General features: G+C 50.4%; 23 protein-coding genes. All 23 read left to right on the top strand.

Going from position 1 to position 20,292, the window contains the following annotated elements; all coding sequences use genetic code 11:
- Positions 1-2: 2 nt before the first annotated feature.
- Positions 3-1,316, top strand: a complete 1,314-nt coding sequence (gene der / locus ACTTK7_RS05740) for a ribosome biogenesis GTPase Der (protein WP_462866537.1) — start codon at positions 3-5, stop codon at positions 1,314-1,316.
- 33 nt (positions 1,317-1,349) lie between these two features.
- Positions 1,350-2,006 carry a glycerol-3-phosphate 1-O-acyltransferase PlsY gene (plsY, locus tag ACTTK7_RS05735; protein ID WP_462866535.1) on the top strand — a complete coding sequence of 219 codons (657 nt, stop codon included), beginning with the start codon at positions 1,350-1,352 and terminating at the stop codon, positions 2,004-2,006.
- A 14-nt stretch (positions 2,007-2,020) separates the two neighbouring features.
- Entirely contained in the window at positions 2,021-3,058 is a 1,038-nt protein-coding gene (locus tag ACTTK7_RS05730; protein ID WP_462866533.1) for an NAD(P)H-dependent glycerol-3-phosphate dehydrogenase, read from the top strand.
- 114 nt (positions 3,059-3,172) lie between these two features.
- Entirely contained in the window at positions 3,173-3,739 is a 567-nt protein-coding gene (folE, locus tag ACTTK7_RS05725; RefSeq protein ID WP_322525149.1) for a GTP cyclohydrolase I FolE, read from the top strand.
- Between the two features lie 81 nt (positions 3,740-3,820).
- Entirely contained in the window at positions 3,821-4,048 is a 228-nt protein-coding gene (gene mtrB, locus ACTTK7_RS05720) for a trp RNA-binding attenuation protein MtrB (protein ID WP_091611224.1), read from the top strand.
- A 98-nt stretch (positions 4,049-4,146) separates the two neighbouring features.
- A complete protein-coding gene (locus ACTTK7_RS05715) occupies positions 4,147-4,905 on the top strand; it encodes a heptaprenyl diphosphate synthase component 1 (RefSeq protein ID WP_462866531.1) in 759 nt (252 codons plus the stop codon).
- A gap of 15 nt (positions 4,906-4,920) precedes the next feature.
- On the top strand, positions 4,921-5,625 hold the full coding sequence (locus ACTTK7_RS05710) for a demethylmenaquinone methyltransferase (protein ID WP_462866529.1): 705 nt from the start codon (positions 4,921-4,923) through the stop codon (positions 5,623-5,625).
- Positions 5,626-5,655: 30 nt separating this feature from the next.
- The gene (locus ACTTK7_RS05705) at positions 5,656-6,516 is read left to right on the top strand and encodes a UbiA-like polyprenyltransferase (RefSeq protein WP_462866528.1); all 861 of its coding nucleotides are present in this window, start codon (positions 5,656-5,658) and stop codon (positions 6,514-6,516) included.
- Between the two features lie 50 nt (positions 6,517-6,566).
- Complete coding sequence (locus tag ACTTK7_RS05700; protein ID WP_462866527.1) at positions 6,567-7,427, top strand: menaquinone biosynthesis protein; 861 nt, start codon at positions 6,567-6,569, stop codon at positions 7,425-7,427.
- 11 nt (positions 7,428-7,438) lie between these two features.
- Positions 7,439-8,410, top strand: a complete 972-nt coding sequence (gene hepT / locus ACTTK7_RS05695; protein WP_462866525.1) for a heptaprenyl diphosphate synthase component II — start codon at positions 7,439-7,441, stop codon at positions 8,408-8,410.
- 85 nt (positions 8,411-8,495) lie between these two features.
- On the top strand, positions 8,496-8,945 hold the full coding sequence (gene ndk, locus ACTTK7_RS05690; protein ID WP_462866524.1) for a nucleoside-diphosphate kinase: 450 nt from the start codon (positions 8,496-8,498) through the stop codon (positions 8,943-8,945).
- A gap of 69 nt (positions 8,946-9,014) precedes the next feature.
- Positions 9,015-9,188, top strand: coding sequence for a YqaE/Pmp3 family membrane protein (locus tag ACTTK7_RS05685; RefSeq protein ID WP_462866522.1), 174 nt, complete (start codon positions 9,015-9,017; stop codon positions 9,186-9,188).
- Positions 9,189-9,370: 182 nt separating this feature from the next.
- The gene (locus tag ACTTK7_RS05680) at positions 9,371-10,186 is read left to right on the top strand and encodes a CheR family methyltransferase (RefSeq protein ID WP_462866521.1); all 816 of its coding nucleotides are present in this window, start codon (positions 9,371-9,373) and stop codon (positions 10,184-10,186) included.
- Between the two features lie 113 nt (positions 10,187-10,299).
- A complete protein-coding gene (gene aroC, locus ACTTK7_RS05675; RefSeq protein ID WP_462866520.1) occupies positions 10,300-11,472 on the top strand; it encodes a chorismate synthase in 1,173 nt (390 codons plus the stop codon).
- 3 nt (positions 11,473-11,475) lie between these two features.
- On the top strand, positions 11,476-12,555 hold the full coding sequence (gene aroB / locus ACTTK7_RS05670; RefSeq protein WP_462866518.1) for a 3-dehydroquinate synthase: 1,080 nt from the start codon (positions 11,476-11,478) through the stop codon (positions 12,553-12,555).
- Between the two features lie 4 nt (positions 12,556-12,559).
- On the top strand, positions 12,560-12,949 hold the full coding sequence (gene aroH, locus ACTTK7_RS05665) for a chorismate mutase (RefSeq protein WP_462866517.1): 390 nt from the start codon (positions 12,560-12,562) through the stop codon (positions 12,947-12,949).
- A gap of 242 nt (positions 12,950-13,191) precedes the next feature.
- A complete protein-coding gene (gene trpE / locus ACTTK7_RS05660; protein ID WP_462866515.1) occupies positions 13,192-14,700 on the top strand; it encodes an anthranilate synthase component I in 1,509 nt (502 codons plus the stop codon).
- A complete protein-coding gene (trpD, locus tag ACTTK7_RS05655; protein ID WP_462866514.1) occupies positions 14,693-15,718 on the top strand; it encodes an anthranilate phosphoribosyltransferase in 1,026 nt (341 codons plus the stop codon). Before trpE ends, trpD begins: the two co-directional genes overlap by 8 nt.
- Entirely contained in the window at positions 15,711-16,493 is a 783-nt protein-coding gene (gene trpC / locus ACTTK7_RS05650; RefSeq protein WP_462866513.1) for an indole-3-glycerol phosphate synthase TrpC, read from the top strand. Before trpD ends, trpC begins: the two co-directional genes overlap by 8 nt.
- Entirely contained in the window at positions 16,468-17,133 is a 666-nt protein-coding gene (locus ACTTK7_RS05645; RefSeq protein ID WP_462866512.1) for a phosphoribosylanthranilate isomerase, read from the top strand. Before trpC ends, ACTTK7_RS05645 begins: the two co-directional genes overlap by 26 nt.
- On the top strand, positions 17,111-18,313 hold the full coding sequence (trpB, locus tag ACTTK7_RS05640) for a tryptophan synthase subunit beta (protein ID WP_462866510.1): 1,203 nt from the start codon (positions 17,111-17,113) through the stop codon (positions 18,311-18,313). Before ACTTK7_RS05645 ends, trpB begins: the two co-directional genes overlap by 23 nt.
- The gene (gene trpA, locus ACTTK7_RS05635) at positions 18,306-19,130 is read left to right on the top strand and encodes a tryptophan synthase subunit alpha (RefSeq protein ID WP_462866508.1); all 825 of its coding nucleotides are present in this window, start codon (positions 18,306-18,308) and stop codon (positions 19,128-19,130) included. Before trpB ends, trpA begins: the two co-directional genes overlap by 8 nt.
- A 35-nt stretch (positions 19,131-19,165) precedes the next feature.
- Positions 19,166-20,266 carry a histidinol-phosphate transaminase gene (gene hisC / locus ACTTK7_RS05630; RefSeq protein WP_462866651.1) on the top strand — a complete coding sequence of 367 codons (1,101 nt, stop codon included), beginning with the start codon at positions 19,166-19,168 and terminating at the stop codon, positions 20,264-20,266.
- Positions 20,267-20,292 lie beyond the last annotated feature (26 nt).

Below are 20,292 nucleotides of genomic sequence, written 5' to 3'. Positions count from 1 at the left end.
TGATGGTAAAACCTACAGTCGCCATTGTCGGCAGGCCAAATGTCGGCAAATCAACAATATTTAACCGTATTATCGGAGAACGAATGGCTATCGTCGAAGACGAGCCGGGTATTACAAGAGACAGGCTTTACGGGGAAGGTGAATGGCTGCATCGCTTCTTTCACGTGATTGACACCGGAGGCATCGAACTAAACGATGAACCGCTGCTCACTCAAATTCGGGAGCAGGCTAAGCTTGCTATCGATGAGGCAGACGTCATTATTTTTATCGTGAACGGGCGCGACGGCATTACGGCTTCAGATGAAGAAGTCGCAGATATTCTGCTTCGGTCCAAAAAACCGGTCATCACGGCCGTTAATAAAATAGACAACTATGAAATGCGGGAGCAGATGTATGAGTTCTACTCCCTTGGACTCGGAGAAGTATTTCCAATTTCCGGCTCGCACGGACTCGGCCTTGGTGATCTGCTTGATGAAGTACTCGAACGGTTTCCCGTGGAGGATGAAGAAGAAAAGGATGATGACACGATTCATATGGCAGTCATCGGCCAGCCGAACGTGGGGAAATCCTCTCTCGTGAACGCAGTACTAGGAGAAGAACGCGTCATTGTGAGCGAAATTCCCGGTACGACGAGGGATGCGGTGGACACGGAGTTCGAAAAAGACGAACAGAAATACAGCATCATTGATACGGCGGGTATGCGCCGGCGGGGAAAAGTGTATGAAAAAGCAGAAAAATACAGTGTTCTCCGTGCGATGCGTGCCATGGAACGGGCCGATGTGGCTGTTGTCGTTCTCGACGGTGAAGCGGGCATCCGGGAGCAGGACAAAAAAGTAGCAGGCTACGCGCACGACTCCGGCCGGGCTATCGTTATTGTAGTTAACAAATGGGATGTAGTGGAAAAAGACGACAAAACGATGCACCGGTTCACCGAAGAAATCCGGGAGGAGTTCCAGTTCCTGGACTACGCACCGATCGTTTTCCTGTCTGCCAAAACGAAGCGGAGAATACAGAATCTGCTTCCGGTAGTACGTCAGGTGGCTGAAAATCATCACGTACGGGTACCTACCAACGTGTTAAATGAAGTTATTATGGATGCGGTAATTATGAACCCGACGCCCACCCATAGTAACAAACGCCTGCGTATTAATTTTGCAACACAGGTCGCCTCGGGCCCTCCGGTTATTGTGTTGTTTGTAAATGATCCGGAGCTTCTGCACTTTTCATATCGCAGGTATTTGGAAAACAAATGCCGCGAAGCTTTCTCGTTTGAAGGCACACCGCTTCGAATCGTGGCCAGAAAGAAAAACGAATAGCAGACGGAAATGGTTTGGTAAGGGGAGAGTGCAATGGGAGTAATTCTTGCAGTTGTGATTGGCTATCTAATCGGCTCAGTTAGTTTTAGTTATCTATTTGTACAGCGTATAAAAAAGGTGGACGTCCGTTCTGTTGGAAGCGGCAATGCCGGTGCTACCAACACCCGCCGGGTCCTGGGCACGAAATGGGCAGTGGTAGTGCTGCTTTTGGACGTGCTGAAGGGGATGATGGCGGTCTGGATCGGCTTCTTTTTTCAGTGGGCAGCCTCGGGCCTGCTGCCAGGGTTTTTGTCGTTAAGCCAGGTGGACGGCCTGGCCCCTGCTCTTGGCGGTCTTGCCGCTGTGCTTGGGCATAACTGGCCGGTCTATTTCGGCTTCCGCGGCGGCAAAGGCGTGGCCACGGCCATCGGGGTTATCAGCGTACTTGTCTTTTTTCCGGCAATTTATGTCGGAATTATAGCGATTGCAGCTATTGCAGTTACCGGTTACGTGTCTCTTGGTTCTCTATTGTTTGCTGTTTTAACCCCGGTTGCGGTTTTCTATACCCAGTCGACCAACGGACATCCGGAGACCTATTTGTATTTAACCGTTTTTCTCGGCCTTCTTTCGATATGGAAGCACCGTACAAATATCGTCCGCCTGCTGCGTGGCAATGAAAGCTCATTGTATAAAAAGAGCAGTGAAGGATAAAAGGAGTTAAAAGCATGAAGAAACAGGCAACTGTTATCGGAGCAGGGAGCTGGGGAACAGCCCTGGCTTCTGTGTTAGGACAAAATCAGCATGAGGTGCGTCTTTGGTGCCGCAGAGAAGCGCTGGCTGAAGAAATTAACACCACACACAGAAATGAAGGCTATTTAAAAGGGATCGTACTGCCGGAAAATATAGTGGCTACAACGGACATAAAGGAAGCAGCAGCAGAGGCTTCCTTTATTGTTCTTGCAGTCCCAAGCGGAGCCGTCAGAAAAATCGCCCGGGATTTAATGCCGTATCTTCAGCAGGACACTATTGTCGTGCACGCGGCTAAAGGTATTGAGCCTGAATCGTTTTTAAGGGTATCGCAAATTCTCGAAGAAGAGTGGTCGGGTCTTTCTTTTCAGGGAATGGCAATGCTTTCAGGACCAAGCCACGCAGAAGAAGTGGCAGAGCAGCAGCCGACCACTGTCGCAGTGTCCGGCACATCTGAAAACGTACAGACCCGTGTCCAGGAGTTGTTTATGAACCAGGCTTTCCGTGTATACACCAACGATGATTTTCTCGGTGTCGAGCTTGGTGGGGCCCTGAAAAACATTATTGCCCTCGGTATTGGTCTTACCTCAGGACTTGGATACGGTGATAACGCAAAAGCTGCCTTAATGACAAGAGGGCTGGCGGAAATCACCCGGCTCGGCACGCATCTGGGTGCATCTCCGCTTACTTTTACCGGCCTTTCGGGTCTTGGGGATTTGATCGTTACATGTACAAGTGAACACAGCCGGAACTGGCGGGCTGGAAATCAAATCGGCTCAGGTAAAAGCCTCGAAGACGTTCTGGAGCAGATGGGGATGGTTGTTGAAGGCGTGCGCACTACTGAAGCTGTATATCACTGGTCCCGTTCGCTTGGAGTGGAGATGCCAATTACAGAAGGGCTGTACAAAGTACTGTTTGAACACGTTCCGCCGGAAAAAATGGCGAAATCCCTGATGGAGCGTGGGAAGAAAAATGAGAAAGAGCACTCCATCATGCTGCTTGATGATCATAATTAATGCGCCGGTTACGTTTAAAGGCGCCCCTTTTGCTTTCTAAAGGGGCTTGTGCTAAAATTTTTCAAGATAAACAGCAGCGGCTGAAGGCAGCAGAAGTTGATTGGAGGACTTACGGTGGCTAATTTCGATCACGAAAAAATAAAAGAAGGTGTCAGGCTGATTCTTGAAGGAGTTGGTGAAGATGCCGGCCGTGAAGGCCTGCTTGACACTCCGGACAGAGTAGCCCGTTTATATCAGGAGGTTTTTGCCGGGCTGCACGAATCAGCAGACGAGCATTTAAAAACCGTATTTGGGGAAGATCACGAGGAACTGGTGCTGGTAAAAGACATACCGTTTTTTTCGATGTGCGAGCATCACTTAGTTCCTTTTTTCGGTAAGGCTCACGTAGCCTACATCCCGAAAGGCGGAATGGTGACAGGTCTCAGCAAGCTGGCCCGGACCGTAGAAACGATTGCCAAGCGTCCGCAGCTTCAGGAACGTATCACCTATACTATCGCAAACGAAATTGTTTCGACGCTTGAACCTCACGGAGTGATGGTCGTGCTTGAAGCAGAACATATGTGTATGACCATGCGAGGCGTGAAGAAACCCGGATCTATGACGGTAACCTCCGCAGTGAGAGGAACATTTGAAGGAGATCAGGCGGCAAGGAGCGAGGTTCTGTCGCTTATCAAACACTGATCCCCAGCAGATAAAAACGAGGCGCCTGCAGAGAGCGGGCGCTTTACCATGGGAACAAAACGAAAACAGGGAGGGTCTTATATGCAGAATGGAGATGATTTTATCGTCATCCGTGCAGAGGAAGACGGTGTCAACGTCATGGGCTTGACCCGCGGCAAGGACACCCGTTTTCATCACTTGGAGAAATTAGACGGCGGAGAAGTGCTCATCGCCCAGTTCACCGAACATACGTCTGCGATCAAGGTGCGCGGCAATGCGGTTATACAAACGAGCTACGGCGAAATGAAGGCAGGCAGCGGGGAAGATTAACGTAATCTTTCTTGGAAACAAAGAGGCTGTGCTATAATTGGAGAGCGTAGAACGCAAGAAATGAAATCACCAGCATTTAAGGGGTTGGGGGAAGCGGCATGAACAACTACTGGACACCATGTGCAGAGGAAATAAAAAAAGAGTTTCAGCGCCTGACCCAGCACTCGTATATTGAGGAGAAAATCGGGCTGCCGGAAGCGCACGAAGAGACGATCCACCTTCTGCTTGAGGCGTTAAGAGAAGCCAAAGTGCCCCGGGAACGGATGGTGGAACAGATTGCAGCTGTACTGCTCGTTCAATCGGCGTTTAAGGCTCATGAACAGATTCAGCTGCATAACGACGGCGATGACAAAAAAATAAGGCAGCTGACGATTCTGAACGGGGACTTGATGAGCAGTCTTTACTACCGTCTGCTCAGTACTGCCTTTCATCAGGAAATCCTTCTTGTTTTTACATCAGCAATCCGAAGAATGAATGAAGCGAAAATGAAGCTGCATTTTGGCGAGTGCCGTGACCATACCGATATGCTTCAAACACTTAGAACGAGTGAAGCGGGCATTGTGGAAGCGGTCATCCATTTTTACGGACGCCCGCATCTCGCAGTGGCTTCCTCGTCTATTTTTGCCTTGAAAAGGCTGCTTCATGAATGGGAATGGTTTGGCCGTACCGAAGAATTTTCAGCCTGTGCCGCCCAGGTGCAGTACTGGGGTGGCCAATCGCAGAGCGCACAGCAAATATTAAAACAATTAATCGATCAAGAACACAGCTTTTTTCATCAGCAGGTTGAAAAAGACGAACAGCTCTCTGATACGCTGCAATCGTTAATGGATGAATGGATAGCTGTAGGTATTGAGTAAAAAGGGGTTTCAATGATGGCTACCCAAAAAGAAAATAAAGTGTATCAGGTATTCCAGTCTATTTCAGGCAACTACGATCATATGAACAGCGTAATCAGCTTCCGGCTGCATAAACGCTGGCGTAAAAAAACCATGAATCAGATGAACGTCCGCCGCGGCTCAAAAGCGCTCGATTTATGCTGCGGTACGGCAGACTGGACGATTCAGCTTGGTAAAGCAACAGGAAAAAGCGGCAGTGCCACCGGCATCGACTTCAGTGAAAAAATGCTTGAAGTCGGCCGGGAAAAAGTGCACCGGGAACAGCTCGGAAACATCGACTTAATACATGGCAATGTAAACAGCCTCCCGTTTCCGGATAACTCGTTTGATTACGTAACAATAGGCTTCGGCCTCCGGAACGTATCCGATTATCTGCGGGTGCTTAAGGAAATGCAGCGGGTGCTGAAGCCTGGCGGTACCGCTGTATGCCTGGAAACGTCCTGGCCGGAAAACAGCGTCGTAGAAAAATTTTATTCCTTTTATTTTCAATCGGTCATGCCGGTGATAGGAAAAGTATTGATTAACCGGTACGACGAATACCGCTGGCTCCAGGAGTCGACGATGGCCTTTCCGTCGAAGGAAACGCTTGGGGTAATGTTCATGGAAGCAGGATTCAGCCAGGTGCAGATTTCTCCTTTTTCTGCCGGTACAGTCTGCGCCCATATTGCCCGTAAGAAATGATAAGATGACAGTGATAAGGAAGTTGAACCAATGAGTAAAATTAAAACTATTTTAGAAATGATAAAATTTGAGCATACCGTATTTGCCCTCCCATTTGCTTTTTTGGGAGCGGCGCTCGGCGGCCTGATGATCAACGGCTCCTGGCCCTCCATTGCTGACTGGATCTGGATTACACTGGCAATGTTTGGTGCCCGCAGCGCTGCAATGACATTGAACCGCCTGATCGATGCAGAAATAGATGCCCGCAATCCGCGAACGGAAACACGAGCCATTCCTGCAGGAGAGGTTTCACGAGGTCAAGCCATTTTGTTTGTGCTTGGATCTTTTTTTATTTTATTTGTCGCTGCGTTTCAGTTAAATATGCTGGCAGTTTACCTTCTGCCAATTCCAGTATTCTTTATGACGCTGTATTCCTACACGAAGCGCTTCACCTGGCTCTGCCACGTGTTTTTAGGAGTAACCATTGGCATCGCTCCGCTCGGTGGATGGGTAGGAGTGACCGGTACGCTTCAGCCGGAGGCATTTTTGCTTTTTACGGCGGTGGCGATGTGGATTGGCGGATTTGATATTATTTATGCGACTCAGGATGCAGAGTATGATAAGCGCGTCGGGCTGAATTCCATCCCTGCCCGCTTCGGAATTGCAAAAGCTCTTTACATCTCCCGGGGTTTTCATCTCGTCAGTCTGATTTCCCTTCTGGCACTGTACCTGCTTTCGCCGCTCAGCTGGTTTTATCTTGTGGGAGTTGCCGCAGCCGCTGCAATCATGATCTACGAGCATTCGCTGGTGAAGCCCTACGATCTTTCAAAGGTCGGGGTCGCCTTTTTTCCGATGAATGGGATTATCAGTATGGTGATATTAGTATTTACCCTTGGAGATATTTTAATGTAAAAATACGTACAACTGCGTAAGGAAGATGTATACGATTTGGAGAGATGGTTATGTCCATAACAATGGGAGAAATCGCTTATACGAATGCAAAACCGTTTTTTTATTATCTTGACCGGCAAAAGCTCGAGCAGCAGGGGGTACGGTTCGAACAGGACGTACCCGCTTCACTGAACCGAAAGCTCGAAGAACAAAAGCTGAGCGGAAGTGCTGTATCCTCGTTTGCTTTTGGCTCCAGTACGCGTGCTCTTTCGCTTCTGCCTTCTCTTTGTGTAGCTTCTGCCGGCAAAGTACGATCCATTTTGTTCTACTCCCGTTATCCTCTTGATGAACTTACGGGAAAGCGGATTGCTTTGACATCGACAAGTGCGACAAGCGTTCATCTGCTGAAAATTATTCTGCAGGAATTCTATCAGGTGACAGAGGCGGATTATCAAACGCAGGCACCGGACCCGGTGAAAATGAAAGAGGAGAACGACGCTTACCTGTTAATTGGCGATGATGCCATCAAGGCTTCCTGGGAGGAAAGTGACTGGTTCCGTTACGATCTCGGTGAGTTATGGAATGCTCATACCGGTCTGCCGATGGTTTACGCTGTATTTGCCGTTCAAAACGAGTCGTTCCATCAGGCCGGAAGCATGTGGGCCAACCTCTATCAGGATTTTTTACAAAGCCGCCGCACAGCACAGCAGGACGATTTTGCCGGAATGGCCAGTGATTACAGTCATCGGCTCGGAGGCAGCAGTGCGTATTGGCAGGAGTACTTCCGGGGGCTTCATTTTACGCTTGGGGCCAGGGAGCAGGAAGGCCTGCTTTATTATTACCATCTCGCTTATAAGTATGGATATTTAAATGAAGCAGTTGAAAGTTTAGATATTTTGCAGCCGGGAGACGAGGTGCATTATTTATTTTGAAGGTGAATAAGATGAAGCTGATGGATCTGTACAGAGATTTAAAACCGGATATTAAAGTGATCGAAAAAACGCTTGAAGAAGCGGTGGATTCGAAACACGCCGTCCTGACTGAAGCGTCAAATCACTTATTAAAAGCTGGAGGTAAACGTATCCGGCCGGTTTTAGTGCTGCTAAGTGCGAAATTTGGAAATTATGATATTGAGCATATCAAACATGCTGCTGCTTCGCTTGAACTGATACACATGGCCTCCCTCGTCCATGACGATGTGATAGATGATGCCGAGCTTCGCCGGGGTGAGTCTACAGTCAAGGCGGCATGGGATAACAAAGTAGCGATGTATACCGGTGATTATATCTTCGGAAGTGCTGTTGAGCGTGCAGCCTACTACCGGGAGCCTGTTATCAACCGGATTATCTCAAAGACGCTGATCGAAATATGCGTCGGCGAGATCGAGCAGATCCGGGACCAGTACAACTGGGAGCAGCCGCTGCGGACGTACCTGCGCAGAATCCGGAGGAAAACCGCAGTTTTGATTGCGGCCGGCTGTGAACTCGGCGCTGCAAGCGCCGGAGCGTCAAAAAAGACGCAGCGCCAGCTTTACCGGTACGGCTATCATCTTGGTATGTCCTATCAGATTATCGATGATATTCTCGACTTTACCGGAAGCGAAAAAGAGCTTGGAAAGCCTGCCGGTGGCGACCTGAGACAGGGAAATGTAACGTTGCCCGCGCTGTATGCTATGCATCAGAACCCGCAGCTGCAGGAAAACATTAATGCAGCCATTCAGGAAGAAGCCGTGGAAGAAAAGCAGGTCACCCGCATTCTTTCGGAAATCAGCAATTCCGGTGGCATCGAATATGCAAAAACAATGAGTGAACGGTATCTCGAGAAAGCCTATGAAGCTATTGCTACTTTGCCGGACATAGAGGCAAAGGACTCTTTAAAGGACATTGCTGCCTATATTGGCGGCAGAAAATATTGATTCTTCCCGTCTAGGCGGTAATTGCTAACGCTTTCAACTTTTGCTATACTAATTTTGGTAAATAGTAATGGATGGGGGAAGAAATATGACGAGTGAACGCACGTTTGTAATGGTGAAGCCGGATGGAGTCCAGCGTGGACTGGTTGGCAGAATTGTTCAGCGTTTTGAAGAAAAAGGACTGAAAATCGCTGCCGGTAAATTTATGCACATTTCACCTGAATTGGCCCAAAAGCATTACGAAGAACATAAAGAAAAACCTTTTTTCAATGATCTGGTCGGTTTTATTACGTCGGGCCCCGTGTTTGCCTTAGTGCTCGAAGGCCAGGACGCCATACATATTTCCCGGCTGCTGATCGGAAAAACTGATCCAAAAGAAGCGCCGGCAGGAACGATCCGCGGCGATTATGGCCATGTGAAGGAGAAAAACGTTATCCACGGCTCAGATTCCCTCGAGAGCGCAGATCGGGAGATTGGTTTGTTTTTTGAACCGGAGGAAGTGCTCGACTATGAACGTTCCATTGATGCCTGGCTGTAAAATAAGATTAAGCTGGTGCGCTTTTGGGAATACACTCTTATAGACAATTCAAGATAAGGGTGATAACTAATGATGTATTTACTTGCAATACTTTTGCCGCCGGTAGCGGTGCTGCTCGTAGGTCGTCCGTTTCAGGCATTTATCAATTTCCTGCTGCTCCTGCTTTTCTGGGTGCCGGCATCCATTCACGCCTGCTTCGTTGTGGCGGATGCCAAAGCGGAAAAACGGGCGAAAAGATATTAATCTAAAGCGTGTCCCTTCAGGGGGCCGTTTTTTTTATAATTAGCCAGGACAGGCCTTCAGCCTGTTAATCAAGTGAAAATTCCCCTTCTGCTGGTCGATATAATGGAAAAGATCTTTAGGCGGAACCTGAAGAAGCAAGGCCGCCGTGATATAATAATACTACTCAGCAAAGTGGGGATACGATGACAGGCAGACAGCATGCAGCAGTGGAAAATCCAATGAATGATGATTACGGTCTATTCGTGCAAAAGATGAAGAGCCTGACCGGCCTGGACCTGCACTTATACAAAGAGGCGCAGATGAAGCGGCGGCTGTTTTCCTTTTTACAGAAAAAAGGTTTTCGTTCGTTTACAGATTTATTTGACCGGGGGCTTCAAAAAGACGAAGCGCTTTTGAAGGAAATACTTGAGCGGATGACTATCAATGTTTCCGAGTTTTTTCGTAATCCGTCCCGGTGGGAGATGCTGCAGGCATCGGTTCTTCCCGAAATACTTAACAAACGCAGCAATCTGCACATATGGTCTGCAGCGTGTTCTACCGGTGAAGAACCATACTCGCTCTGGATGATGATGAAGGAAGCATTTCCTGGAGTCTCCTTTTCCATTACGGCGACAGATATTGACACCAGTATTCTTGAAAAGGCGCAGATGGGTATCTATTCAAGCCGGGCCATAGAAAACGTGTCACCGGCGTATCTGCAGAAATATTTTGAAGCGAGTCCGCCGGCCTACCAGTTTGACACAAAAGCGGCTGCCCGGGATATTCGCTTTAAAAAGCAGAATCTGCTTGCGGACAAACCGGTGGGGGATGTAGATGTTATCATTTGCAGAAATGTGATGATCTATTTTACAGAGGAAGCTAAGGATTATATTTACCAGCAGTTTTACAGTGCGCTGCGCCCGGGGGGCGTTCTGTTTGTCGGAAGCACGGAGCAGATGTTTCATCCGGAAAAGTATAAGTTTGAGCCGGCCGGAACTTTTTTTTACCGAAAAAGCTAAGCTTTTCAGGAAGATGAAATAAGGCAGTTTCACTAAATAGAGGATTATGTTATCATTTACTGCATAAAAGCACTAAAGAGATACGTATGGAGCAAAGGGGAGAGAAGACGCATATGAGATTTTTAACCGCAGGAGAATCACACGGGCCGCAGCAGACAACGATTGTTGAGGGAGTCCCGGCGCAGATGGAGCTTCTTGAAGAAGATATCAACCAGGAGCTCGCCAGACGCCAGGGCGGATATGGCCGTGGCCGCAGAATGCAGATTGAAAAAGATAAAGTGAAGTTTTTAAGCGGGGTCCGGCACGGAAAAACGACCGGAGCGCCGATTACGATGGTCGTCGAAAATGACGATTTCGTGCACTGGGAAAAGATTATGGGCACTGAACCGCTCTCCGAAGAGGAAGCGGAAAAAGTGAAGCGGAAAATTACACGTCCCCGTCCCGGGCATGCAGATCTGAACGGGGCTATTAAATACGGGCACCGTGACATGAGAAACGTGCTCGAGCGTTCCTCGGCAAGAGAAACAACTGCGCGGGTAATGGCAGGGGCACTGGCGAAAAAAATTCTCAAAACCTTCGGAATAGAAGTAGGCGGCCAGGTTCTTAGGATAGGCGGTATCCATTCAGCAGAGACGTCTTATTCCTCCATGCAGGAGCTTCAGGAAAAATCAGAAGCCTCTCCGGTCCGCTGTCTCGATCCGGAGGCGGAAAAACAAATGATGGAAGCGATCGACAAGGCGAAGGCGGATGGTGATTCCATTGGCGGCGTCGTACAGACCGTGGTGGAAGGACTGCCAGTGGGACTGGGCAGTCACGTGCAGTATGATCACAAGCTTGACGGCAAAATCGTCGGAGCGGTTGCGAGCATTAACGCTTTTAAAGGGGCTGAAGTAGGTATCGGCTTTGAAGCAGCAAACCGGCCGGGAAGCCAGGTCCATGATGAAATCGTCTGGGACGAAAAGAACGGCTATTACCGGAGCACCAACAATCTTGGTGGATTTGAAGGCGGGATGACCAACGGAATGCCGGTGGTTATCCAGGGCGTGATGAAGCCGATCCCGACCCTCTATAAGCCATTGCAAAGCGTAGATATTGATTCCAAGGAACCGTTTAAAGCGAGCATTGAGCGCTCGGACAGCTGTGCAGTGCCTGCTGCTTCGGTTGTAATGGAAAACGTGGTGGCGTTTGAAGTAGCCGTTTCCTTTTTGGATATGTTCGGTACAGATAATGTGGACCGTATCCGCCGGAACTTTGAAGAGTATGTACAGGAAGCCAGGGATTTTTAACTAATGGAAACAGTTCAGATACAGGCGGAGAAAAGAAGCTACCCGGTAATAATCGGGGAAGGGCTGCGCTATCAGCTTGCAGATCTTTTAAAGGAAACTACGGCAGGCAAGAGCCGCTTCCTCCTCGTCGTGGACAAGGCTGTGGACGCTCTCTACCGGGAAGAAACAGAAAGCCAGCTCGCGCGTCTCCTGCCCGTAAGCACCTATGTGATGCCTTCAGGGGAGCAGTCCAAATCGGTGGAGGAGCTTTCCCTGCTGTGGGAATTCGCAGCTGAAAACGAAATGGACAGAAAGTCGGTCTTTGTGGCGCTCGGCGGCGGAGTGGCCGGTGATTTGACCGGCTTTGCGGCGGCCGGATACATGCGGGGTGTGGATTATATTCAACTGCCGACCACTCTTCTTGCCCAGGACAGCAGCGTAGGTGGAAAGACAGGCATTAACCTGAAAGCAGGCAAAAATCTGGCCGGCGCTTTCCATCCGCCTCTGGCTGTCATATATGATACCGCGACGCTGCATAGCCTGCCCGACGCAGAGTGGCGCTCCGGCTTTGCCGAAATGATCAAGCACGCCTACCTTGACGGGGAGCCCTTTTTACAGGATTTAAAAGCCCGCGTACAGAGCGTGGAGGACATGAAGTCACCGGAGGTTGCTTCGTGGATTAAACGGTCGATTGAAGTTAAAGCACGTATTGTCGAAGAAGACGAACGCGAGCAGGGGGTGCGGGCATTTTTAAATCTTGGGCACACCCTTGGCCACGCCCTGGAGAAAGAAATGGGCTACGGACGCATCACTCACGGAGAAGGAGTGGCCGCCGGCCTGTGGTTTGCTCTTGCGTTAAGTAATAACGAGAGCGCAGGCGACTGGGAGCTGGAGAAGGAAAAAGCATGGCTCGAATCGCTGGGCTATCCGGTGGACGCCCCGTACGGGCTTTCGACCGACACATTAGTGGAATCGATGAAAAGAGATAAAAAAGCCTCCCACGGGGATATCCATTACGTGCTGCTTGAGAGGCCGGGAAAACCGCTGACAGCAAAAGTGGAAGAAAATACGATCAGGCAGCTGCTCGATCGCCATTACAAATAGGCAGGTGACAACAGTGATACGAGGTGTACGGGGAGCAACAACGGTGAAACAAAACCGCGCAGAAGAAATCTGGGAGGAAACCGGCCGGGTACTTGAAGAGATGATTGCGGAAAATCACATTACCGCAGACCAGGTCTCGCATATTTGGTTTACGGTCACTTCTGATCTTAACGCTGCTTTTCCGGCAAAAGCAGCGAGGGAGATTCCTGGCTGGGAGTTTGTGCCGGTAATGTGTGCCCAGGAAATCCCGGTGCCCGGGAGCCTGGAGCGGTGCATCCGCGTAATGATGACTGCGGACGTGAATGTACCTGCAAAAGATGTGAAGCATATCTTTTTGAATGAAGCGGTGGCGCTTCGACCGGACCTGGGTTTGACAAAGCAAAAGGATTCCTAGTAGGATAAGTATAAGCTTAGAGCATCGAAAGTTAAGGTATAGATGAGCGCTGCCATCGGAGGCAGCATAGAGAGTTAGAAGAGCAGAGGCAGAATAGCAGAGAATAGAAGATACCTGACAATACATTTAACCAAAAAATCCTGCGAAGCTATAGGCAGGGTTCTCTTCTATCATGCCTCTCTGTCCGCAGAGAGGTTTTTCTCGTGTTCTGGCATGCTTTTCCGATCAAAGGAGGAAAAACCGTGACCAAAACAACGAAGCAAGCATTCACTGACGAGTGTGCGATCCACCGCACCATTCCCTATATGGAGCATTACTTTTCCGACACCCTCACCCCCATCGATGTGTTTCGCCACTTTCAGGAAGATGCGGTATATCTGCTTGAAAGTAAAGACGAAGCCTCTCCTTGGTCCCGTTACTCGTTTGTCGGGCTTCATCCCTCCTACCGGATTGTAGAGCAGGGAGGGGAGTTTCGTCTCGAGAAAACGGACGGCACCCTCATACTTACAGCTTCTGATCTGGAGGCCTGCATGCAGCAGGCGACAGACTATATTGATCCTTCGCTCCCTGAGGTGGATCTCCCGTTTAAAGGAGGTGCAGTCGGCGCTCTCTCGTACGATGCTGTGGAATTGTTCGAGCCAAAGCTTGCGCCGGAGAACGCACCGGAATCACGTATACACTTTGTGTACTGCCGCACGATTATGGCGCTCGATCAGACGAATAAAGAGCTCACGATCATCTATTACGATGAACATACAGATAAAGAGCCTGAGAAACGTTTTGACGAAGCAAAGGCAACGGTGGGAAAGCTTCAAAAGAGTTTGCAGAACGGAAATTCCGGCTCTGCCATGTACCCGCCGCTTGAAAAAAATACAGCCGTGGACTTCAGCCGGGTCCGCTCCAATTATTCGAAGGAAGATTTCATGGATGCGGTGGAGAAAATTAAAGAATATATTGTAGCCGGAGATGTATTTCAGACAGTGCTGTCCCAGCGCTTTGAGCTTCCGACAACGGTGAGTGGCTTCGACCTTTACCGGGTACTCCGCATGATCAACCCGTCGCCGTATTTGTTTTATCTGCGTCTTGGGGAAACAGAAGTGGTGGGAAGCTCTCCGGAACGACTCGTGCAGGTGCTCGACGGCCACGTGGAAATTCATCCGATTGCCGGAACCCGCAAGCGGGGAAAGACTGACACAGAAGATAAAGCACTCGAAGAAGAGCTGCTTGCCGATGAAAAAGAGCGGGCGGAACACTTTATGCTCGTTGACCTGGCCAGAAATGATGTTGGCCGGATTGCTTCCTACGGCACGGTGGAAACGCCGGTGCTGCTTGAAACAGTCCGTTTCTCACACGTCATGCATATTATTTCCAAAGTGACAGGAAGACTTTCTCCATTTGTTTCCCCGGTGGCGGCTCTTCAGTCCGCTTTCCCGGCCGGAACCGTTTCCGGAGCGCCGAAAATCCGTGCGATGGAAATTTTAAAGGAACTCGAGCCGACAAGGCGTGGGATGTATGCCGGGGCTGTCTGCTATATGGGCTTTGACGGCAACATTGACTCCTGCATTGCCATCCGGACGATGCTTGTGGAAAATCAGACGGCAAAGGTCCAGGCCGGAGCCGGTATCGTGGCCGATTCGGATCCGGCATCGGAATATGAAGAAACGCAAAATAAAGCAGCCGCTCTTCTCCGTACAGTAGCCGCTGCCGAAGCAATGTTCACCGACGAGAAGGGAGAGAATATTCATGCTTAAGGCACTGTTGAATAAATGCATTGAGGGGCATACACTAAAAGAACAGGAAGCAGAACAGGCAATGGACTTTATTATGCAGGGAGAGGCGACACCGAGCCAGATTGCCGGTCTTATTTCCATTATGCGGTTCCGGGGCGAAACCGTGGAAGAGCTGACCGGATTTGTCCGCAGTATGCGCCGTCACGCCCTTTCGTTAGAGCATGAGGAGCCTTCTCTTCTCGATACGTGCGGCACCGGCGGCGACGTAAGTTCAACGTACAATATTTCCACTGCCTCTGCGATCGCGTTAAGCGGAGCGGGGATTAAAGTAGCCAAGCACGGCAACCGCTCGGTGTCATCCAAAAGCGGGAGCGCTGATGTGCTTGAAACATTGCAGGTGCCGGTACAGTCAGGACCTGATGAGGCGGTAAAAGCTCTTCAGGAAAAAGGACTGGCCTTTCTGTTTGCCCCGCTGTACCACGTAGCGATGAAGCATGCCGTCACCCCGAGAAAAGAACTGGGTTTTCGTACAATCTTTAACGTGCTCGGTCCGTTAACAAATCCGGCAAACGCTGATATTCAGGTGGTCGGTGTGTTTGACCGGGAATACGGGGAGAAAATGGCCTACGTACTGAAAAACCTGGGTGCAAGCAGGGCTTTATTTGTTACCGGCAGAGACGGACTTGATGAAATGACGATTTCAGACAGTACGTACATTACAGAGCTTCGGAACGGTGAAATTACGAAATATGAAATTACACCGGAAGAAGCAGGGCTGACGAGAGCTCCCGTCGAAGAGGTGCAGGTGGAAACAGCAGAAGAAAGCGCGTTGCTGATCGAAAATATTTTTAACGGCTCAGAAACCGGAGCTGCAAAAGACATTTTACTATTAAACATGGGCGCTGCATTTTACGCTGCCGGCCGGACAGAGACAATCGCAGACGGCGTGCAGCTTGCGGAGGAAGTCATCCGCGGAGGCAAAGCCGAACAGCAGCTGCAGCGCCTGCGGGGAAATGAGGTTAATTCAACGTATGCTTGAAAAAATACTGCAAACTAAACAGGAAGAACTCTCCCATATTACGGTTGGCGAGCGTCCGGACGTACCTTTTTATTCGCTGAAAAAAGCACTGCAGCAGGATCCGCCAAACGTACAGATTATTGCGGAAGTCAAAAAGGCTTCGCCCTCCAAAGGGCTGATACGGAGTGATTTTGATCCAGAAGCCATCGCTCTTGGCTACGAACGGGGAGGTGCCGCCGCCCTGTCGGTGCTGACGGATGAAACGTATTTCCAGGGGAGCGGCAGCTATCTGACAGCGGTCAAAAAAATCTCCTCTCTGCCTGTACTGCGTAAGGATTTTATTATCGATGGCAGACAGGTGGAGGAAAGTGCGGCGATGGGTGCAGATGCTATTTTACTGATCGCAGAAGCCCTTGCCCCGGAAAAGCTGCACGAATTATACCAGCAGGCCTACTTGCTCGGGATGGAGGTGCTTGTGGAAGCACATTCGCCCGAAAAGCTGCACGAACTTCTCCATCAGTTTACGCCGGAAATTATCGGTATCAACAACCGTGATCTTTATACGTTCCATACAGAACTCGGGCAGACAGGAAAAGCAGCTTCGTTCATACCGGAGGGCAGTGTGCTCGTGAGCGAAAGCGGCATCCGTACAAACGAAGACCTCGATTATGTACAGCTGCTCGGGGCAGAAGCGGCGCTTGTCGGAGAATCCCTGATGAGACAGCCGGATGTACGCGAAGCATTACTAAAGCTGCGGGGAGTGAGTGACCATGCCTCCACAGACGCCGATGTTTAAAATGTGCGGCCTGCATTCCGAAAATGATGTGCGGCTCGCAGCTTCTTCCTCTGCCGCCTTTGCAGGGTTCGTATTTGCCCCGGGGAAACGGGAGGTGGAGCCGGGAGCCGTTCGCGAGTGGCTGCAGGCTTATCCGCTGCACGGTAAAAAGGTAACAGCCCTGTTTGTGAATGCCCCGGTGCGAGAAGTGATTGCGACCGTTGAAGAAATACAGGCGGATGTGATTCAGCTGCACGGCGAGGAACCGCCGGAAGAAGCGGCGGTGATCCGCCACCGTACAGGGAAGGATGTGTGGAAAGCCCTGCCGCACGGTGAATACACTCATCAGCAGATCGATGCCTATGCGGATTACGTTGATGGCTTCATCATCGACGCCAAAGTTGATGGCCGGTTCGGAGGCTCCGGCGAATCCTTCGCCTGGGAGCACGTGCCCGGCTATATTAAAGCTGGAAAAGCCCACCGTCTTCCGTTATTTATTGCAGGAGGAGTTCGTCCGGAAAATGTTGAAGACCTGCTTGCGTATCATCCGGCGGGTATTGATATTTCCAGCGGACTCGAAAAAGACGGAGTAAAGGATGCGGGCTTATTAGAACAATTAGAGAAGAGGTTGAATAGCTATGCAGCAGATATATCCCGATGAACACGGACGGTACGGGGACTATGGCGGAAAGTATGTGCCGGAAACGCTCATGTATGCACTGGAGGAACTTGAAGAGGCATTTAATGCAGCCTGGGAGGATGAATCCTTTCACGAGGAGTACCAGGACATTCTGCGTGAATATGCCGGCCGGGAAACCCCGCTGACGTTTGCGGGGCACCTGACGGAGCATCTGGGCGGAGCAGAAATTTATTTAAAACGGGAGGATCTGCTTCATACCGGTGCCCATAAATTAAATAATGCCATCGGCCAGGTGCTTCTGGCCAGACGGATGGGGAAATCAAAGATTGTTGCAGAAACAGGCGCCGGCCAGCACGGTGTGGCGACTGCGACTGTCTGTGCTAAATTTGGGCTGGAGTGCAAGGTGTTTATGGGCGAAGAGGATATGGAGCGGCAGGAACTGAATGTCTTCCGGATGGAACTGCTGGGAGCGGAAGTGCTGCCGGCCTCGTCTGGAAACAAAACCTTAAAGGACGCCACCAATGAAGCGATCCGCTATTGGGTAACAAACGTGGAAGATACGTTTTATCTGATCGGGTCGGTCGTTGGCCCGCATCCCTATCCAATGATTGTCCGGAACTATCAGCGGATTATTGGGGATGAAACCAAACGGCAGATGCAGACGCGGTGCGGGGCTCTTCCGGATGCGATTGCAGCATGCGTGGGAGGCGGAAGCAATGCGATCGGCATGTTTTATCCGTTTCTTGAAGACGACGTAAAGCTATACGGTGCGGAGGCTGCCGGTATGGGCGTTCATACAGCTATGCATGCAGCAACGATTTCGAAAGGCACCCGCGGGGTGATTCACGGGTCGCTGACGTATTTAATCCAGGATGAAAATGGACAGATTATTGAGCCGTATTCCATTTCCGCCGGGCTGGATTATCCGGGCATTGGACCAGAGCACGCCCATTTGGCTGAAAGCGGCCGCGTGGAATACACGGGTGTGACAGACGAAGAAGCCCTGGAAGCACTTTCGCTCTTAACAAAGAAAGAAGGTATTCTTCCGGCGATTGAAACCTCCCATGCCCTTTATTTGGCGTTTGAAAAAGCCAAACAGATGGACAAAGGTGAACGAATTGTTATCTGTCTTTCGGGTCGTGGAGATAAAGACGTAGAAACGATCCGCCGTCGTATGGAAGGGGAGAGCAGTGATGAATAAAGCAACAAATGTGCTGACAGTGGAAGAGGCGGCAGCGCAGGCTCCGTACCCTCTGTTTGTGCCATTTATCATGGCAGGGGACCCGCATGAAGAAGCGACGATTTCGATTGCTCTTTCGCTTCAGGAGGCAGGCGCCCACATTTTAGAGCTCGGCATCCCGTATTCTGATCCACTGGCTGACGGTCCTCTGCTGCAGCGCTCAGCCCAGCGCGCCCTTAAAGGTGGTATGAGCCTGAAGGGGGCTCTGCGCATGATCCGGACGATGAGAGAACGTGGACTGACAATTCCAGTGGTCGTGTTTTCCTATGTGAACCCGGTGCTGCGCATGGGAGAAGAGACGTTTGTCAAAGAAGCGGCATCTGCCGGGGCAAACGGGGTGCTGATTCCAGACCTTCCTATGGAAGAGAGCAGTTTTATCAGTGAGCTTGCCAGGGGGAAGGGACTGTCGGTCATTTCACTCGTGGCACCGACATCTGCCCACCGCATTGAAAAAATTGCCTCCCAGGCCCAGGGCTTTCTGTACTGCGTTTCAAGTCTTGGCGTAACTGGTACGAGGGATGCCTTCCCGGATGAAGCCTATGCGTTTATCCGCAAAGTGAAAGAAGCAAGCACGGTGCCGGTTGCTGTCGGCTTTGGCATATCCAACCGCCGGCAGGTGGAGCTGCTTGACGGTGTGAGCGACGGCGTTGTCGTCGGCAGTGCGATTATGAAAATTGTCGAACAGCAGCAGGAGGCACTCGTTTCAGCTGAAAAAACAGAGCGCGAGCAGGCGCTGAACGAAATTAAAACCTTTGTCTCCACACTAATTTCGTCGTAAGATAGTAATCAGCATACAAAGACGAGGTGACAATGTTGTATATTAAAAAACAAATCAAAGGCATGACGCCTTACCAGCCGGGTAAACCAATTGAAGAAGTGAAACGGGAGCTTGGACTGACTACCGTCCATAAAATGGCTTCCAATGAAAATCCATACGGTGCTCCGCCGCAGGCCAAACAGGCAATCGAGGAAGCAGCCACCGATCCGGAAATTTATCCGGATGGGTATGCAGCTGAGCTGCGTCAGGCAGTGGCCGAAGAGCTGAATGTTGGAGAAAAACAGCTGCTGTTTGGAGCCGGGTCCGATGAAGTCATTTTAATGCTCTGCCGTGCCATGCTTGGCCCGGATACAAATACCGTCATGGCAGTGCCGTCGTTTTCGCAGTACAAGCATAATGCAGCCATTGAAGGAGCAGAAATCCGTGAAATTCCGGCAGTGGACGGAGAACATCAGCTGGAAGCGATGCTTGAAGCGATTGATGAACAGACACGTATTGTCTGGGTATGTAATCCGAACAATCCGTCCGGCGCCTATATTAATGATGAAGCGTTTGTGGCATTCCTTGACCGGGTGCCGGAAAACGTACTGGTGGTTTCGGATGAGGCCTACATTGAATATGTGACCGCAAACGATTATCCGGATACGCTGAAGCTGCTGCAGGAGTACCCGAACCTTCTTCTTTTGCGTACCTTTTCAAAAGCTTACGGCCTGGCATCGCTCCGGGTTGGCTACGGCGTGAGCCACGAGGAACTGATTCAGTCCCTGGATCCGGTCCGGCCCCCGTTCAACGTTACAGCTGTGGCCCAGCGGGCGGCAACGGCTGCCTTGAAGGACCGCGCCTTTATTGAAAAGTGCCGGGAGAAAAATAAAACTGAACTCGATAAAATGACATCTTTCTGCGAAGAGCAGGGACTGGACTATGTGCCTTCCCAGACCAATTTTCTGCTGATTCATACAGGAGTCGCGGGAAGCGTTGTTTTTGACGAAATGCTGAAAAAGGGAATCATCATCCGCTCAGGAGAAGCCCTCGGCTATCCGGAATCGATCCGTGTAACGATAGGGACCGAAGAGCAGAATGAGGCTTTCCGCGAGACGCTGAGTGGAGTGCTTGAACATCAGCAGGCCAGGCTTTAGCGGACAACACCTGGAATCCGGCTCCG

Source organism: Marinococcus tarijensis (assembly GCF_054971385.1).
The sequence above is the reverse complement of the archived record's forward strand: the minus strand, read 5'-3'. Positions and strand labels throughout refer to the sequence as shown.

Excerpts from the sequence above, each read along its gene's own strand:
- aroC (WP_462866520.1), top strand. The coding sequence starts at position 10,300 with ATGAGATTTTTAACCGCAGGAGAATCACACGGGCCGCAGCAGACAACG.
- plsY (WP_462866535.1), top strand. The coding sequence starts at position 1,350 with ATGGGAGTAATTCTTGCAGTTGTGATTGGCTATCTAATCGGCTCAGTT.
- ACTTK7_RS05730 (WP_462866533.1), top strand. The coding sequence starts at position 2,021 with ATGAAGAAACAGGCAACTGTTATCGGAGCAGGGAGCTGGGGAACAGCC.
- ACTTK7_RS05680 (WP_462866521.1), top strand. The coding sequence starts at position 9,371 with ATGACAGGCAGACAGCATGCAGCAGTGGAAAATCCAATGAATGATGAT.
- der (WP_462866537.1), top strand. The coding sequence starts at position 3 with ATGGTAAAACCTACAGTCGCCATTGTCGGCAGGCCAAATGTCGGCAAA.
- hepT (WP_462866525.1), top strand. The coding sequence starts at position 7,439 with ATGAAGCTGATGGATCTGTACAGAGATTTAAAACCGGATATTAAAGTG.
- trpA (WP_462866508.1), top strand. The coding sequence starts at position 18,306 with ATGAATAAAGCAACAAATGTGCTGACAGTGGAAGAGGCGGCAGCGCAG.
- ndk (WP_462866524.1), top strand. The coding sequence starts at position 8,496 with ATGACGAGTGAACGCACGTTTGTAATGGTGAAGCCGGATGGAGTCCAG.
- mtrB (WP_091611224.1), top strand. The coding sequence starts at position 3,821 with ATGCAGAATGGAGATGATTTTATCGTCATCCGTGCAGAGGAAGACGGT.
- ACTTK7_RS05685 (WP_462866522.1), top strand. The coding sequence starts at position 9,015 with ATGATGTATTTACTTGCAATACTTTTGCCGCCGGTAGCGGTGCTGCTC.
- aroB (WP_462866518.1), top strand. The coding sequence starts at position 11,476 with ATGGAAACAGTTCAGATACAGGCGGAGAAAAGAAGCTACCCGGTAATA.
- trpD (WP_462866514.1), top strand. The coding sequence starts at position 14,693 with ATGCTTAAGGCACTGTTGAATAAATGCATTGAGGGGCATACACTAAAA.
- ACTTK7_RS05700 (WP_462866527.1), top strand. The coding sequence starts at position 6,567 with ATGTCCATAACAATGGGAGAAATCGCTTATACGAATGCAAAACCGTTT.
- ACTTK7_RS05715 (WP_462866531.1), top strand. The coding sequence starts at position 4,147 with ATGAACAACTACTGGACACCATGTGCAGAGGAAATAAAAAAAGAGTTT.
- ACTTK7_RS05710 (WP_462866529.1), top strand. The coding sequence starts at position 4,921 with ATGGCTACCCAAAAAGAAAATAAAGTGTATCAGGTATTCCAGTCTATT.
- ACTTK7_RS05645 (WP_462866512.1), top strand. The coding sequence starts at position 16,468 with ATGCCTCCACAGACGCCGATGTTTAAAATGTGCGGCCTGCATTCCGAA.
- trpB (WP_462866510.1), top strand. The coding sequence starts at position 17,111 with ATGCAGCAGATATATCCCGATGAACACGGACGGTACGGGGACTATGGC.
- ACTTK7_RS05705 (WP_462866528.1), top strand. The coding sequence starts at position 5,656 with ATGAGTAAAATTAAAACTATTTTAGAAATGATAAAATTTGAGCATACC.
- trpC (WP_462866513.1), top strand. The coding sequence starts at position 15,711 with ATGCTTGAAAAAATACTGCAAACTAAACAGGAAGAACTCTCCCATATT.